Source organism: Luteibacter sp. P1_D3 (assembly GCF_056406135.1).
Map to the genome: position 1 here is coordinate 62,135 of NZ_JBFUAT010000017.1, position 14,984 is coordinate 77,118.

Genomic DNA, 14,984 nt, shown 5'->3' on the forward strand with positions numbered 1-14,984 from the left:
CCGCTCAACCTCAGGACGCCTGCCTTGAACCTGTCCAAGAACCTCTCCCGTTCGCTTCTCGCTACCGCGCTGACGATCGCCCTGGCGCCGTCGGTCCAGGCCGAACCTCCTGCGAAGGGAACCTACAGCAGCTTACCTAGCGAGACACCGGCGCACTTCACACCGGTGCACGATGCCTTCGACTACGAAGCCCGCGATGTGATGATTCCGATGCGTGACGGCGTGAAGCTTCACACCGTGATCCTCGTGCCGRAACATGCGAAGAACGCCGGGATACTGCTGACGCGCACGCCTTACAACGCGACGGAAATGACCAGTGCGGTGGAGAGCGGTCACCTCGGTGTGGCGGTGAGTCACGACGATGACGCGAACGATGTCCTCATCCAGGACGGCTACATCCGGGTGGTCCAGGATGTCCGGGGTAAATACGGTTCGGAAGGCGACTACGTCATGAATCGCCCTCTTCGTGGACCGCTCAACGCGACACCGGTCGACGACTCGACCGACGCCTACGACACCATCGACTGGCTGGTGAAACATGTGCCGGAGAGCAACGGTCGCGTCGCGATCCTCGGTATTTCCTACGATGGCTTCGAGCCGTTGATGGCGATCATTCACCCGCACCCGGCGCTGAAGGCGGCCGTGCCGATGAATCCGATGGTCGACGGGTGGATGGGCGACGACTGGTTCCACCACGGTGCGTTTCGGCAGCAGAACCTCGAATACATMTATGAGCAGACGGCATCGAGGAAGAACACACTTAAGTGGTGGTCGAACTACGCCGACGATTATCAGTTCTTCCTCGAGGGCGTTTCCGCGGGCGCGGTGGCCAAGGCCTACGGTATGGAGCAGCTCGGTTTCTGGACGAAGGTGTCGCAGCACCCGTCCTACGATGCGTTCTGGCGCGACCAGGCCGTAGACAAGGCACTCGGGAACGAGCCGGTATCGGTGCCGACCATGCTGGTCGCCAGCTTGTGGGATCAGGAAGACATCTACGGCGCGTTCGCGGTTTATCACGCGATGAAGCCGCACGACACCGACCAGCGCTTGTTCCTGGCCGTCGGTCCGTGGTTCCACGGCCAGGAGGTCGGCGATGGCAGCAGCCTCGGCGCGGTCCGCTTCGGCAGCGATACCGGTCTTTATTTTCGCCAGCACATCCTGAGGCCGTTCCTCGCGCATTACCTGAAGGACGCCCCGGCGTTGCCTGCCCCTGTCAACGCGTTCGTCACCGGTGAGAACGTGTGGGTGACGGGCAAGGCATGGCCGACGACGAACGATGTGGCCAGTACGCTGGATCTGCGTCCTGATGCGCACGGCCGCCTGCAACTCGGCTCGGCGGCGGAAGAGGGGGCGGACCGTTTCGTCTCCGATCCGGCGCATCCCGTGCCCTATCGGCCCCGCCCCGTCGGACCCATGGCCGGCAAGGGATGGCAGCACTGGTTGACCGATGACCAGCGCGCTGCCTCCACGCGCACGGATGTGCTGACCTACACGAGCGCGGTGCTCACCCAGCCACTGCGTATCAGTGGTCAGCCAAAGGTCCACCTGGTGGCCGGCACCACGGGCACGGACAGCGACTGGGTCGTGAAGCTGATCGACGTGTATCCCGACCAGGTTCCCGAACAGCCCGAGATGGGCGGCTACCAGCTGGGCATCGCCATGGATATTTTCCGCGGCCGTTACCGCACCGGATTCGACAAGCCGGCGGYGCTCACGGCCGGTGTTTCGCTTCCCTACGATTTCAGCCTGCCCAATGCGAACCACGTCTTCCTGCCGGGCCATCGGGTCATGGTGCAGATCCAGTCGAGCTGGTTCCCTCTTTACGATCGCAACCCGCAGACCTTCGTGCCGAACATCTTTTTCGCCACACCAGCCGACTACCAGGTAGCGACGCAGCAGGTCGCACGTGGCGGTGCGGATGCGACGTATATCCGACTGCCGGTGGTCACGGATCCCCGATGACTCCTGTCTATGAAGTCGTGTTGGCTGCGTGCTTTCTCGCCTGCACATCCCTCGTTTCACGCCTCGTCGTCTGGCTTCCGGGTGGCGTGCTGTCGTCCTCGCTGGTCTGGTTGCAGTCGTTAGCGGTCGGGCTTCTTATCGGTGACGCGCTGCTGCATGTCCTGCCGCAAGCCGTGGAAACCGGGCAGCCGTTCGAACGCGTCATGGTGGCCTTTGCGGCAGGCGCGCTCGCGCTGGTCGCGGTCGAGTGCTGGATACGACGGACGCCCGGCGAGCTCGCAGGGGAGGTGGCACTGCGTACGCCTTTTGCGCGCATGAACCTGGCAGGCGATTTCGTTCATCACGTAGTGGATGGCGTCATCGTGGCGGCAGCCTTCGTGGGCGGCGAAGCGGCGGGCATCGCGGTCATGCTGGCGATCGCCCTGCATGAGGTGCCGCGCGAACTCAGCAGCGCCAGTGTGCTGGTCGCCGGGGGTTACCAACCGCAGCGCGCCTTCGTGCTCTCGGTCGCGATGGCCCTCGGTGTGCCGCTCGGCGCCGTGGTCATGCACCTGGTGCCGCTCACACCGGTCGGCCTCGGGCTGGCACTGGCCGCGGCCTCGGGCACGGTGCTCTACGTCGCACTGGCGGACATCCTGCCTGGGGTCTGGGCCCGGTTGGCGCCCAACCAGCGAGCCGCTCCCGCCATCGGCATGGGTGCAGGCTTTTTGGTGATGTGGCTGGCTGCACGCATGGAGCAGGGATGAGCATCAAACGTCCTCCGCCGCCCTGGGCACTCCACGCGCTGGGTGCGGTGCTGCTGATTGGCGCCATCGCATGTCTTGCAGCGGCCAGTGTGCCGGTGCGCATTCTGGGACTCACCCTCCTGTTCGCGGCCACCGGCCTGTTCAGCGAAGGCGTGACCGCGCAGGTGCGAAGTCGCCCGGCGACATGGGTCGCGCCGTTCCGCGCGATGGTGTATCGACGGCTTCCCGGCAACATCGTGCTTCAGCGCATCGTGCTTGCCGTGCGCGAGGCGCGCCGCCGCTTCGACAGCATCGACTGGGTGGGCGACTGGTTGCCGGGGTTGATCGCGTTCGGCGGCGGCGGCCTCTGCCTCGTCGTCGCGATCGTGCACTTCAAGGCGGTCGGTCAGGCCATGGGCGCACCGGCCACTTATTCGGCGGCGATCCTCCTGGTCGCCGGCATGCCGCTGCTGATTCTCCAGCGCCTCCTCGCCGCCCGTGCGACGGGGTCGGGTCCGGCCGTGGAGACGGTGCTGCGCCTTCCCCTCGTGTCGAGTCTCGTCCTCGGCGCGGCAACCCTTTTCGCTTCGCTCGGTTACATCTGGGCGGAGTGGTTCGCGGTCGTGCCGCTGGTCCTGGTGTCGCTCGCCGCTATCGAGGCCATGATTCGCGCAAGCGCGTTGCTGTTCATTCCGGAGCGCCCCTTTGCCGAGCGAACCTCGGCGGCGCTGACCTGGACCGCCAGCCTGCTGCGCCTGCAATGGCCACGTGTATCCCGGGGGAGCGAGTGGTTGCGGCAGGCCTATGGCATCGACCTTTCGCAGAGCTGGGTGCTCGCCTATGCCCTTCGCGCCGTGGTGCCTGTCGCCGTCGCGCTCGCCGTCTTTGCCTGGCTGGCGACGGGCGTGACGGTGCTCGGCGTCGATGAGCGTGCGGTGGTCGAACACATGGGACGTCCGGTCGGGCTCGTCGGGCCAGGCCTGCATCTCCATGCGCCGTGGCCTTTCGCACGTACGCGTACGGTCGAATTCGGGGCCGTGCACCAGATGCCCATCGTCTTCTCGGCGAGGCCGGGTGGACGCTTGCTGGCTGAGCTGGCCAGCGCGGGGCGCGCGGACGTCGATGCGGGCATGGATGCCGAAGCCATTCCCGCACCGCCCGCGGACCGCCTGTGGGATGCGAGTCATCCCGGCGAGGCGAGCTACCTTATCGCGAGCAGCACGGGAGGGCGCGAGGGCTTCCAGATCGTCAACGTCGACCTGCGCGTGATGTTCCGCGTGCCCGACAATCACGACGGCGTGCTCGAGTCGGTATACGGCAGCGCCGATGCGGCCGGACTGATACGCGTGGCCGCCGGCCGCCTTCTCGTCTCGCACTTCGCGACATCCACGCTCGACCAATTGCTCGGTGAAAACCGCAGCGTCTTCGTCGAGCGCTTCAGGCGTGATCTCCAGGCCAACGTCAGCGCGTTCCATGCCGGCATCGCCATCGTCGGCGTGGTGGTGGAAGCCATTCATCCGCCGCCGGGCGCGGCGATGGCCTATCACAACGTCCAGGCCTCGGAGATTCGGGCGGACGCCATGCGCTTCGACAGTCGCGCACGGGCCTTTGCGCTCCGCGGATCGGCCAGTCAGGACGCTTTGCGAACCGTCAATCTCGCCAAAGCCAGCGCCGCGGAGCAACTCGCGTCCGCCACCGCGACGAGGACGACCTTCGAAGCCGATACGCGAAGCCTCGCCGCTGGACACGACGTCTTCGTGTTCGAAAGCTGGCTCACCCATCTGCGCAACGACCTTGGCAAGGCCCATCTCACCGTCGTCGACCATCGCATCGACGGCACCCAGACCACGCTGGACCTGCGCCCCTTCGCAGGATCCACAGGGGGAACACTTTGAACACGCCCGCCGATTACGCCGACCCCGCTGCCGTCCCGCATGATTCGCCGCCGGTATCCCGCCTGCGACACGTGTCCCGCTGGATCGTCGCCAGCGTGATCGTCGTCCTCGCCATCGCGGCAGCGTCCTTCGTCGTGGTGAGTCCGGGGCAGGGCGTCGTGATCACCCGACTGGGAAAACCGGTGCGCGTCCTGGTCGATGCCGGCGGCGCACTGAAGTGGCCGGCGCCGATCGAAGCGACGACGGATATCGACCTGCGCCTTCGCACGACGTCCAGCGGCCTGCAGGACGTCGGCACCCGTGACGGCCTCCGCGTGCTGGTGCAGGCGTATGTGGTCTGGCGCGTTCCCCACGATCCCGACGCCGTCGAGCGCTACCTGCGCGCCGTGCAAAACCAGCCGGACGTCGCCGCGTCACAGCTCAGGAGCCTGATGGCGTCCTCGCTGGAGATCACGGCGAGCAGCTTCGATCTCGCCCAGTTGGTGAACACGGATCCTGACAAGGTCCGTCTGGCCGACTTCGAGGCGCGCCTGAAGACCCTGGTCGGCCAGCAGGCACGAACCGTTTACGGCGTGGACGTCGAGCAGGCAGGCATCGAGCGGCTGACCTTGTCGACAGAAGCACTGCAAGCGACCATCGAGCGCATGAAGGCGGAGCGCGACACGGCGTCTGCACAGCGCTCGGCAGAAGGGCAGCGGGAGGCCGCGCAGGTCGTTTCCGAAGCCGAGCGCGACGCACGCATCGCCATCGCGGGGGCCAAGGCGGAGGCATCGTCGATCGAAGCGGATGCGCAGGTGCAGTCGGCCTCGGTGTACCAGCAGGCCTACGCCTCCGACCCAGCGTTGTACACGCTGCTGCGTTCGTTCGACACGCTCGATGCCACGATCACGCCCAGCACGCGCCTCGTCCTGCGCACGGATGCGGCGCCGTTCCGTCTGCTGGTCGATGGACCGGTGCCGCACAGCGCCGCGCCGACGAAATCCCGGCCATGAGTGCCAGGCCAGCGGTGTCCCTTCTTGGCGACACACTCAAGTGGTCGTTTCGCCTGCTCTTCGGCCTGGTTGGGTTGCTCGCCCTGGCATGGGCGGTGACCGGCGTATCGCGCGTCGCGCCGGACAGCCAGGCAGTGGTCACCCGCTTCGGTCAGGTCATCCGTGAAAGCGGGCCCGGCCTGCTGGTGAGTTGGCCGACGCCCATCGATCGCATCATCGTCCTGCCGTCACCAGGGCGGCAGGTGCAGTTCTCGCCCGAGGCCCTGGAAATCGGTGGATCGTTGCCGCCGCCGGGCGATGAGTTGTCCACCGGCTACATCGTCAACGACGAGGCGCGCGAGAACACCTGGTTCTTCCTCACCGGCGATGGCGGCATCGTGCATCTGCGCGTCACCGTCTTCTACCAGATCACCGATGCGACCGCGTACGTCATTTCAGCCGACCACGTCGAGCCGGCACTCCGCCGGGCGGTCGTTGCCGCGGCGGTCAGCGTATGCGCCAGCCGGGACCTGGACTCCATTCTCGTCGCGCGCCCGGAACGGGCCAACGATCCGTCCTACGCGGCGCGCCGGGAGCGCTTTCGTACGGACCTGGTGGCTCTGATCAACCAGCGCCTCGACGCCATGGCCTCGACGCGCGAGGGTCTCGGTATCCGGGTGGCCCGCACCGATGTCGTCGCCAGCATCCCTGCCGGCGCCAAGGCATCGTTCGACAACGTGCTCCAGGTGTCGCAACAGGTCGAGCGTACGCTCGCGCAGGCGCGCACCACCGCGGAGATCCGTCGACAGTCGGCCGAACAAATGCGCGAGCAGACCCTCGACGAAGCACGCGCCCGGGCGCAGGAAACCGTGAGTGCAGCGAAGAGCAACTCAGCCCTCGTGCTCGCACTCGGCAAGGACACGACCATGAGCCATGCGATGGTGCTCGATCAGGTGTACCGGGAGCGCATCAAGTCGCTCTTCGATGTCGCCGAACGCGTCGATACGATTCCGGCCGGCGTTAGCGGCCGGGTCCTCGTGCCGGGGGTGGGTCAATGAACGCAGCAGTCAACGCGCCATCCGTACCGGCCGCCTTGCTGACCCGGCGTGAGCGCCGCCACTGGCGGCTGCGCATCGTGCTGGTGCTCTGGTCGCTGGGCTTGCTTGGACTGGCGTGGCTGCTCGGCATCGCAGCGGACACGATGACCGTCGAGCGGCAACTGCTCACCGCGCTCGCCGCGGTCCTGATGGGCGGCCCGGTCATGGCGGCCGCCTTTCGCAGTCTCCGCCAACCGGATCTCCATGGTGTCGTCGACCAACTCGTCGCCCTGGCGGTGATCGCGTGCTGGGTCTCGGCGGACTTCGTCACGGCGACCTTGTTGCCGGTGGTGATGATGATCGGGCGTGTGCTCGAGGATCGGTCCTTGTTGGGCTCACGCGAGGCAGTGGAGGCGTTGTCGAATCTCACCACGGCTGTCGCCCGACGCGTCGACATCGAGGGGTTGGTGACATCGATCGATGTCGCGGCGCTTCGGCCGGGCGATGTCGTCGAAGTGCGTGCCGGCGACAAGGTGCCGGCGGATGGTGTCGTCGTCGAGGGTGTAGCGAGCCTGGACACCGCGTCGTTGACCGGTGAGTCGTTGCCCATGGAGGCGACGCTCGGACAGACCGTGCTCGGTGGCTCGGTGAGCCTGAACGGGGTACTCCGCGTCCGTGTCACGCGTGTCGGTGGCGATAGCGCGCTGGGCAGGGTCGTGGCCCTGATGCAGGAGGCCGAGCGCAGCAAGCCGGCGGTCACGCGCTTGCTGGAACGCTACGCGGGCCAATACCTGGTCCTGGTTATCCTGCTCGCCGCGATGGTCTGGTTCACCACGCTGAACTCGGCCGCGGTGCTCGCGCTTCTCGTCGCCGCCTGTCCTTCCGCCATGGTGCTTGCCGCGCCGTCCACGGCGCTGGCGGCGGTCAGCGTCGCCGCGCGTCACGGCATCCTGCTCAAGAGCAGCGTTTTCCTCGAGCGCCTCGCCGACGCCGACGCCCTGATCCTCGACAAGACGGGCACGGTCACGACCGGTCAGCTTCGCGTGGTCGACGTGAGGTGCGAGCCAGGCGTGTCGTCCGACCATCTCTGCGCGCTTGCCCGTGCACTGGGCCGCGTGAGCAGTCATCCCGTGGGACGCGCTCTGGCACACCTTTCCAGCGACGACGATGTCGTTCTCACCGAGGTCCACGAGCAAGCCGGTTTCGGCATGGTGGCGATGGCCGCGCAAGGTCAGGTGCTGCTTGGCCGCGAAGCCTTGTTTACCGCGCACGGCATCGCGTGCGATCCCGCGCCCTCGCATGCGGGCCCCGTGGCGGGCGTCTTCGAAGGGCCGCAGTTTCTCGGATGGATTCTTCTTGCCGACGAACTTCGCCCCGGCGTCGCCTTGACACTCGATGCCCTGCGTGACCTGGGCCTCGGCCGGCAGACGTTGCTCACGGGCGACCGGGCCAGCGAAGCCGAGCGCATCGCGCGTCTGGTCGGCATCGATGAGGTCGTTGCCGGCGCGCTGCCGCACGACAAGCTGGCTTTTGTCCGTCAGATGGTCGACAGCGGCCGGCGACCGATCGTCGTCGGCGACGGCATCAACGACGCCTTGGCGTTGAGGGCGGGAGCGGTGGGCATCGCCATGGGCGGGCAGGGCAGCGACATCGCCATGGCCTCGGCGGACATCGTACTCACCGGGCACGACTTCGCTCGCGTGGCGACGTGTGTTCGCCTCGGTCGCCGTGCGCGCCGCACCCTTCAGCTCAATCTCGCGCTGAGCGCTGGTTGGACTGTCGTGCTCATCACGCTCGCGCTGGTTGGCGGGGGTGGCAGCGGTGGCGCCTTGACGGTGGCGGTGCTGCAGAACTGCGCTGCCTTCGGCGTGCTGGCGAGTGCGGGTCGCCTGTTGCGGTTCGACGAGAGAAGTGGTGTAAACGAATAAGCCGCCCCGCCGGGTCATGCCCGGCGGGGCGTCGCTGATCAGTGAGTGTTACCGATGGTCTTCACCGCATCCTCGATCACCGCCGCCACTTCGCGCGGATGCGACAGCAGCGATACATGGCTGGACGGAAGGACGGTGGTCTTGGCGTTCATCGCCTTGGCGACATCACGCTCCAGCTGCGGGTTGATCACGCGGTCGTTGGCCGAGACCACGTACCACGATGGCTTCGTCTTCCACGCAGCGACGGTCACCTTGTCGCCGAAGGTGGACTGGGCCAGCGCGCCCTGGGTGACGGCGAGCGTGGCGGCGTCGGCCTTCGGGATATCCGGCGCGAAGTTGTCGCGCACGCCTTCGGCCGTCTGGTAGAGGAAACCATGACCATCGTCGCGGATCGTCGAGAGGGCGGGTGTCTTGGGGTACGCGCCGACCAGTTCGCCGGCCGACTGGCCGTCCTTGTTGGCAAAAGCCGCCACGTAGACCAGACCTGCGACACGCGCGTCATTACCCGCTTCGGTGATCACGGTGCCTGCCCAGCTGTGGCCGACGAGGACGACCTTGCCGCTGGCCGATGCCATCGTGCGCTGGGTGGCGGCCACGTCGTCCGCCAGTGAGGTCAGCGGGTTCTGCACCACGAGCACCTTGATGCCCTTGGCCTGAAGCAGGGGAATGACCTTGTTCCAGCTGGAACCGTCGGCCCATGCGCCGTGCACGAGGACGACCGTGACGTCCTGCCCCGGAGTAGCCGCCGGTGCGGCGAAGGAGGAGCCGGCCGCCACGGCGAGGGACAGGGCGGTGATGAGCGTGCGGGTGCGATGCATGGGGTGGTTCCTGAGGGCATGACGGGCCGATGCCCGCGGTATACCGAGGTTAGGGAGCCGCCCCGTTCATCGCTTGAAGGATTGGAACGCGCGTTGTCCCCTGGCACCACGCGCGCGTCCCTCACCGTGGTTCACGCTGCCGGTGGCACGACGGTCTCGATGAGGCCGGTGGCCACGTCGTACACCAGACCCGAGATGGTGAAGTTCTTGCCCACGACCGGATGGGCGCGTAGCGCATCGACATCGATCGCGATCGCCTTGTGCGGGTCGGTGATGGCCTTGGTATCGAGCTGCTCCAATGGCACGCCCATATAGGGTGCGAGCAACTCCGGCGCGTTGTGATAGCACCCGTTGATGCCGCACTGCGTGTGCTGCAAGACGACCAGGTTCCAGTCCTTGTCGACTTCCACACCGCCTGCCTTTGAAACGGTGCTGAGGATCTTCAGGGTTTCGAACAACGACGGGTTCACGCGGCCACCGACGTTGCGGATGATCGCCGCTTCGCCCGGCTGCAGTTTAAGGATATCCATGGGGTCGACGCGGGGATCCACGCACCCGATGATCAGGGTCTTGAGCGAAGGGATGATCTTCAGCTCCTCGTGGAAACCGTGCTCGGCGAACTCGGCGTTGCGCTGTACGAACTGGGTGATGACGTCCATAAGTACCTCGAAGGAGTGAAGGGAATCAGTTGCCGTTGATCTGGTCGGCGTGGAGGCGGGCGAACTCACCCACGGTCATCGAGCGGCGACCGGTGATCCGTTCCACGTTGTTGTCGGCACCGGCCATGTGGCCGTGCTGGTAGTCGACCATCGCGCCGCTGAGGTGCTGGACGATGTACTCGGGTACACCCATCCCGGCGATCGACTCGGCGTATTCCTGCACCGGGAGATCCTGGAAGACGATCGGGCGCCCGAGGGCTGCGGTCAGTTCGGCGGCCATCTGCTCATGGTCCATCTCGACCGGACCGGAGAGCGGCACGATCTTTCCGACGTACCCGTCCGCATTTTTCAGCAGGGCGGCAATGGCACGGCCCTGGTCATCGGCGGCGATCGGCGAATGGCGACCCTTGCCGACCGGCATGCGCAGGATGCCCTGCTGGAGGTACGGCAACTGCCAGGGGTAAAGCAGCCATTCGAGGAAGTATGTCGGGCGCAGATGGACCACCGGCACGCCGGACCAGTTGAAGACTTCTTCAGAGATGTAGGTATCGCGGCAGGAGTTGCTGCTGGATTCGCGGTCGGCCGAGCGCTGCGACAGGTTGATGATGGTCTTGAGGCCGGTCTCTTTCGCGGCCTGCGCGAAGTTCACCGTGGCGGAAAGCAGGCCCGGGGCCACCGGGTATACGAAGTAGGCCGATTCGACGCCCTGCATGGCGTCGCGCAGCGTGTTCACTTCCTGCAGATCGCCCAGGACCACCTCCGCACCGAGGGCGCTCAGGGCGGCCGAGCGGTCGTCGTGGCGACGGACCATGGCACGGACCTGGAGGCCTAGGGCAAGGGCTTCGCGGACGGCGGCGCGGCCAGTGTCGCCGGTGGCACCCGTGATCAATACTTTCTTGGACATGACGGAGTTCCTGAGAGGGAAGAAGGTGGAAGAGCGTTGAGGTATCCGCTTCGGAAGTGGCCTGTCGAAGCGCGTTCCCGTTGCGATGGGATGAATATCCTCTCGCTCACTTCCGCCCGGTAGCCGTCGCTTTCGGCTATCACCTATCCCGTTCCAGCATGGACAAACGGGTTGTTCCCTGGACGGGTATCCGGTGAAGCGCGTCACACTATTCCCCGCTCATCGTCATATTTTTGCAGCGCAGCGTGACTCCGCTTCGCTTTAGCGTCTTAATCTGTCCCCAGGGGATTTAGATCGATCCAAGTCACAGCGCTTCGCATCTTGCCGAGATACGAAGAGAGCGATGGCCTGGACTGGGGTGGGGAGGGCAGAGGGACAGGTGCATCGTGCGCCGCCCGAGACGCTGCTGCTTCCTGCCAGGCCTGTCTAGGGGAAGGGGAAGCCGCCACATGAAACCAAGCACCATCCGTACGTTCATGAACTCACGCCTGCGCGATGCGCGCGTGGCTGTATTCATGATGCCTGCCGCTCGCGGCCCGGATCGTTTCCGTCGAGCTCCCGCCACCAGCCAGTAGGCGGGACTTATCGCTCGTTGTCGCTGCGTTGCCTCTCGTCGCCAGACGATCGCAACACGGGGAACGCTGCCCTGAGTTCGGTGCGGCAGTCGTCTCCATGGCGCAATCCAAGGTTTGAGCTATCGAGCGAGCACGCTTTTTTTCTCCGTCGACAGCCAAAAATTTAGATCGATTGAATCAAAAGAGGGAGGGCGCATGTCGCCATAGAACGGGCATCTGCAGCAGTGATGTAACGGGGGACCATCGCGCCGCTTCAAGCAAGGCGCACACCACTGAGGGAAATAAAAAGAAATGACTTATCTGCCACTCATGCTCAAGCGCAAGCCGCTTTGTGCCGCGCTAGCCACGGCCACCTTGTCGCTCGTCGGCTATCTGGGGGTACCGACGACCGCCTTCGCACAGACCGCTGGGCCTGCCGCAACGGCCGTGTCCGCACCGGCACAAACGACTCCTGGCGCGACGGTGAAGAAGGACGACAAGGACAAGAAGGCAGATAAGCAGAGCAACGACACCGCGGCCGGTCCGACGAACCTGGATACCGTCGTCGTCACCAGCTACCGCCAGTCGATCGACCAGAACGTGCTGGACAAGCGCGATGCGAACTCCATCGTCGAAGTCATCAACGCGCAGAACATCGCGCAGTTCCCCGCCAAGAACATCGCCGACGCACTGGCCCACGTGCCTGGCGTGGTCATCAGCCGTGAATCCGGTGAAGGCAAGACGGTCAGCATTCGCGGCCTGGCGCCCGAGCTGACGCTGACGGAATTGAACGGCAACTACGTCGCCTCGGCCGATACCTCGGCTGGCCTGACGCGCTCGTTCAACTACACCCTGATGCCGGCGAACATGTTCTCGGAGATCAAGCTCTACAAGAGCCTCGAGGCACGCCTGGACGAAGGCGGCATCGGTGGCAACGTCGACCTGCACACGCGCCGCCCGCTGGAAATGAAGGCGAACGACGGCTTCGTGTCCCTCAACGGCGCCGGCTCAGACAACAGCAGCAAGATCACCCCGCAGACATCGGCCCTGTGGTCGTGGAAGAACAAGGACGAGACCTTCGGCTTCCTCGTCGCCGGCTCGTACCAGAAGCGCCGCGATATCGATTACACGGCCAAGGCGGACAGCTGGCACTGGTGGAGCAACGACTGTACGAGCCAGGCCACGTGTACCGCGCCGCCGACGGATGTGCATGGCCGGCCGTACGGTCCCGACGTCGCGCCGAATCTCGACCTGTGGTCCGGCGGCGGTGTCGTCGATCAGGCCGGCAATGTCGACTCCGGCTACTGGATGCCGCAGCAGTTCTCCACAAGTCGTAACGAGCTGGACCTGAAGACCAAGGGCGCCCAGGCGACCATGCAGTTCAAGCCCACCGACCACTTGCTGTTGACTGGTAACTACTTCCGTTTCCAGCGTCAGCAGACCCAGATCACCAATACGCTGGAAGTGCCCGAGTGGGGCCTTCCGAGCAATAGCAACTATGCCGACCAGCAGGGCAGGTTGCTCGCACCCAATGGCCTGACGTTCGATCCGTCGCACACGATCGTCACCGGTGCGAACTATGTCCTGCCGCCCAGTGGCGTGGGCTGCAACTCGCTGACCAACCCGGTTACCGGCAAGCCACGACAGGCCGTGGATACATGCTCCACCGAGATCCCGTGGCTCAACGGCAGTTACAACGTCGAAAAGGCCACCTCGCAGACGCTCAACCTCGAAGGTGAGTGGGACAACGGCGGTAGCCTCAGCGGGTCGTTCAATGTCGGCCGTACCTGGGCCACCGGTGGCCCGTCGGTGCAGCTGTCCATGGCCGCGAAACCCCGCAACTTTGTCAACGGCCAGTGGGTGGACGGCAGCAACGGTGCGGCGTGGACGCTCGGCGGCAAGCCGACCCTCACTGCCTCGCCGGATGTGCTGCAAAACATGCTGGCCGGTGCGGGGCAGGTGGATCTGGGCTCGACCGGTTCCAACATGGTCAACACCAGCAACTCGCAGAATTTCGCTCAGGCCGATCTCACCTGGGCTTTCGATTCCACCTGGTTCCAGTCGCTGCAGTTCGGCTTCAAGTACCGCGACAACCACGCCGAGCAGACGAGTAACGAGCAGCGCTGGTATTGCAAGGGCACGACGCTGCAATTTCAGACCTGCGATCCCAATGCAGGTCAGCTGCCGGCGGGCTTCCTCCAGGCCAACTCGCTCGACGGGACCAACGAGGCGTTCAACGACAGCACCTTCCCGGCGATCAATTACCCGGCGTACTACAACTATCTCAACCAGACCTACGACCGGGTGCTCTACAACCACCCCGATGACAAGTCGTCGATCCAGGAGAAGATCGCCGCCGCGTATGTCCAGGCCAACTTCGACACCGGAACGATTCGCGGCAACGTCGGCCTGCGCTTTGTCAGCACCGGACAGGACCTCACGGTCGCGGATGAAATCACCACCAACAATGCGGACTACTACCACGACGCCGGCGGTAACATCCTGATCTGCCCGACCACCGGCAAGAACATCGCCGGCGGTGCCTGCGCACCGGGTGACTTCCAGTACCTGCCGCGCGAGCAGGCGGTCGTGCAGACCTACACCAACAGCTCCACGCGCAAGCGCTACAACAAGGCCTTGCCGAGCTTCAACATCGCGTGGAACCTCACGGACGATGTCGTGGTTCGCGCCGCGGGCTCGCAGGCGCTGGCACGTGCCAACTACACCGACCTGGCCCAGCTGGGCAGCCTGACCAATTACACCCAGGCGTACTACGACGATCGCAAGCAGTTCGGCTCGCCCCTGCCGGGTTGGTACGGCAGCGGCGCGAACGCGGATCTGAAGCCGTTCACGGCGACCCAGTTCGATCTGGCGACCGAGTGGTACTACGCACCGCACTCGGTCGTCGGCATCGATCTGTTCCAGAAGAAGGTGAAGAACTTCGTCGTACCGGTCACCGTCAACAACATTAGTGTCGATGTCGCCGGCACGCCGACCAACTTCATGCAGTACAGCACCAATGCCAATGGCCGCTCGGGTACGTCCAAGGGCATTGAGTTCTATACGCAGCACACCTGGGACAATGGCTTCGGATACATCGCCAACTACACGCTCAATCACACCACGGAGACCCCGGTGTCCCTGGGGGATACGCAGGTCGGCAAATCGGAGCTGATCGGCAGCGCCAAGTACGCCGCCAACGTGTCGGTGTTCTACGAGAAGAACGGTCTGCTGCTTCGCGCCAGTGACAACTTCACCGGCCGGACCATGCAGGGCCTGGCGGCCGGCCTTCCGATTTATTCGGCGCCGTATCACCAGATCGATCTGAACGGTGACTACGAGTTCAACAAGCACTTCATGGTCACCGCGTCGGTCATCAACCTGTCGAAGTCGACGCCTCACCAGTACCTGGGTAGCGATACCACGGCACGTCTGGTCAGCCTGGAATACGCCGGACGCCAGTACTACGTCGGTATCACGTACAAGTTCGGTGATGGTGGTTAAAGAAGTCCAGCGGGGCCAGGCGTGATG

10 protein-coding genes are annotated in these 14,984 nt (G+C 65.1%); 7 read left to right on the plus strand and 3 right to left on the minus strand.

Annotated elements, in window-relative coordinates:
* Positions 1–30 precede the first annotated feature (30 nt).
* The 6 genes from AC1DYM_RS12655 to AC1DYM_RS12680 are packed head-to-tail and all read left to right on the plus strand — an operon-like array spanning position 31 to position 8,518.
* A complete protein-coding gene (locus AC1DYM_RS12655; RefSeq protein ID WP_477338825.1) occupies positions 31–1,962 on the plus strand; it encodes a CocE/NonD family hydrolase in 1,932 nt (643 codons plus the stop codon).
* Positions 1,959–2,708 carry a ZIP family metal transporter gene (locus AC1DYM_RS12660; RefSeq protein ID WP_477338783.1) on the plus strand — a complete coding sequence of 250 codons (750 nt, stop codon included), beginning with the start codon at positions 1,959–1,961 and terminating at the stop codon, positions 2,706–2,708. Before AC1DYM_RS12655 ends, AC1DYM_RS12660 begins: the two co-directional genes overlap by 4 nt.
* Positions 2,705–4,582 carry an SPFH domain-containing protein gene (locus AC1DYM_RS12665; RefSeq protein ID WP_477338785.1) on the plus strand — a complete coding sequence of 626 codons (1,878 nt, stop codon included), beginning with the start codon at positions 2,705–2,707 and terminating at the stop codon, positions 4,580–4,582. Before AC1DYM_RS12660 ends, AC1DYM_RS12665 begins: the two co-directional genes overlap by 4 nt.
* Positions 4,579–5,574: an SPFH domain-containing protein gene (locus AC1DYM_RS12670; RefSeq protein WP_477338787.1), complete on the plus strand. Its 996-nt coding sequence runs from the start codon at positions 4,579–4,581 to the stop codon at positions 5,572–5,574. Before AC1DYM_RS12665 ends, AC1DYM_RS12670 begins: the two co-directional genes overlap by 4 nt.
* The gene (locus tag AC1DYM_RS12675) at positions 5,571–6,611 is read left to right on the plus strand and encodes an SPFH domain-containing protein (protein ID WP_477338789.1); all 1,041 of its coding nucleotides are present in this window, start codon (positions 5,571–5,573) and stop codon (positions 6,609–6,611) included. Before AC1DYM_RS12670 ends, AC1DYM_RS12675 begins: the two co-directional genes overlap by 4 nt.
* The gene (locus AC1DYM_RS12680) at positions 6,608–8,518 is read left to right on the plus strand and encodes a heavy metal translocating P-type ATPase (protein WP_477338791.1); all 1,911 of its coding nucleotides are present in this window, start codon (positions 6,608–6,610) and stop codon (positions 8,516–8,518) included. The genes AC1DYM_RS12675 and AC1DYM_RS12680 overlap by 4 nt, the downstream gene beginning before the upstream one ends.
* A gap of 38 nt (positions 8,519–8,556) precedes the next feature.
* Here the strand turns inward: AC1DYM_RS12680 and AC1DYM_RS12685 are convergent, their stop codons facing one another.
* From AC1DYM_RS12685 to AC1DYM_RS12695, 3 genes are all read right to left on the minus strand, one after another.
* Entirely contained in the window at positions 8,557–9,336 is a 780-nt protein-coding gene (locus AC1DYM_RS12685; protein ID WP_477338793.1) for an alpha/beta fold hydrolase, read from the minus strand.
* A gap of 131 nt (positions 9,337–9,467) precedes the next feature.
* Positions 9,468–9,995 carry a carbonic anhydrase gene (locus AC1DYM_RS12690; RefSeq protein WP_477338795.1) on the minus strand — a complete coding sequence of 176 codons (528 nt, stop codon included), beginning with the start codon at positions 9,993–9,995 and terminating at the stop codon, positions 9,468–9,470.
* A gap of 25 nt (positions 9,996–10,020) precedes the next feature.
* Positions 10,021–10,899 carry an NmrA family NAD(P)-binding protein gene (locus tag AC1DYM_RS12695; protein WP_477338797.1) on the minus strand — a complete coding sequence of 293 codons (879 nt, stop codon included), beginning with the start codon at positions 10,897–10,899 and terminating at the stop codon, positions 10,021–10,023.
* An 866-nt stretch (positions 10,900–11,765) separates the two neighbouring features.
* Between AC1DYM_RS12695 and AC1DYM_RS12700 the strand changes: the two genes are divergently transcribed.
* Positions 11,766–14,957, plus strand: coding sequence for a TonB-dependent receptor (locus tag AC1DYM_RS12700; RefSeq protein ID WP_477338799.1), 3,192 nt, complete (start codon positions 11,766–11,768; stop codon positions 14,955–14,957).
* Positions 14,958–14,984 lie beyond the last annotated feature (27 nt).

Excerpts from the sequence above, each read along its gene's own strand:
- AC1DYM_RS12680 (WP_477338791.1), top strand. The coding sequence starts at position 6,608 with ATGAACGCAGCAGTCAACGCGCCATCCGTACCGGCCGCCTTGCTGACC.
- AC1DYM_RS12675 (WP_477338789.1), top strand. The coding sequence starts at position 5,571 with ATGAGTGCCAGGCCAGCGGTGTCCCTTCTTGGCGACACACTCAAGTGG.
- AC1DYM_RS12690 (WP_477338795.1), bottom strand. The coding sequence starts at position 9,995 with ATGGACGTCATCACCCAGTTCGTACAGCGCAACGCCGAGTTCGCCGAG.
- AC1DYM_RS12660 (WP_477338783.1), top strand. The coding sequence starts at position 1,959 with ATGACTCCTGTCTATGAAGTCGTGTTGGCTGCGTGCTTTCTCGCCTGC.
- AC1DYM_RS12695 (WP_477338797.1), bottom strand. The coding sequence starts at position 10,899 with ATGTCCAAGAAAGTATTGATCACGGGTGCCACCGGCGACACTGGCCGC.
- AC1DYM_RS12665 (WP_477338785.1), top strand. The coding sequence starts at position 2,705 with ATGAGCATCAAACGTCCTCCGCCGCCCTGGGCACTCCACGCGCTGGGT.
- AC1DYM_RS12700 (WP_477338799.1), top strand. The coding sequence starts at position 11,766 with ATGACTTATCTGCCACTCATGCTCAAGCGCAAGCCGCTTTGTGCCGCG.
- AC1DYM_RS12685 (WP_477338793.1), bottom strand. The coding sequence starts at position 9,336 with ATGCATCGCACCCGCACGCTCATCACCGCCCTGTCCCTCGCCGTGGCG.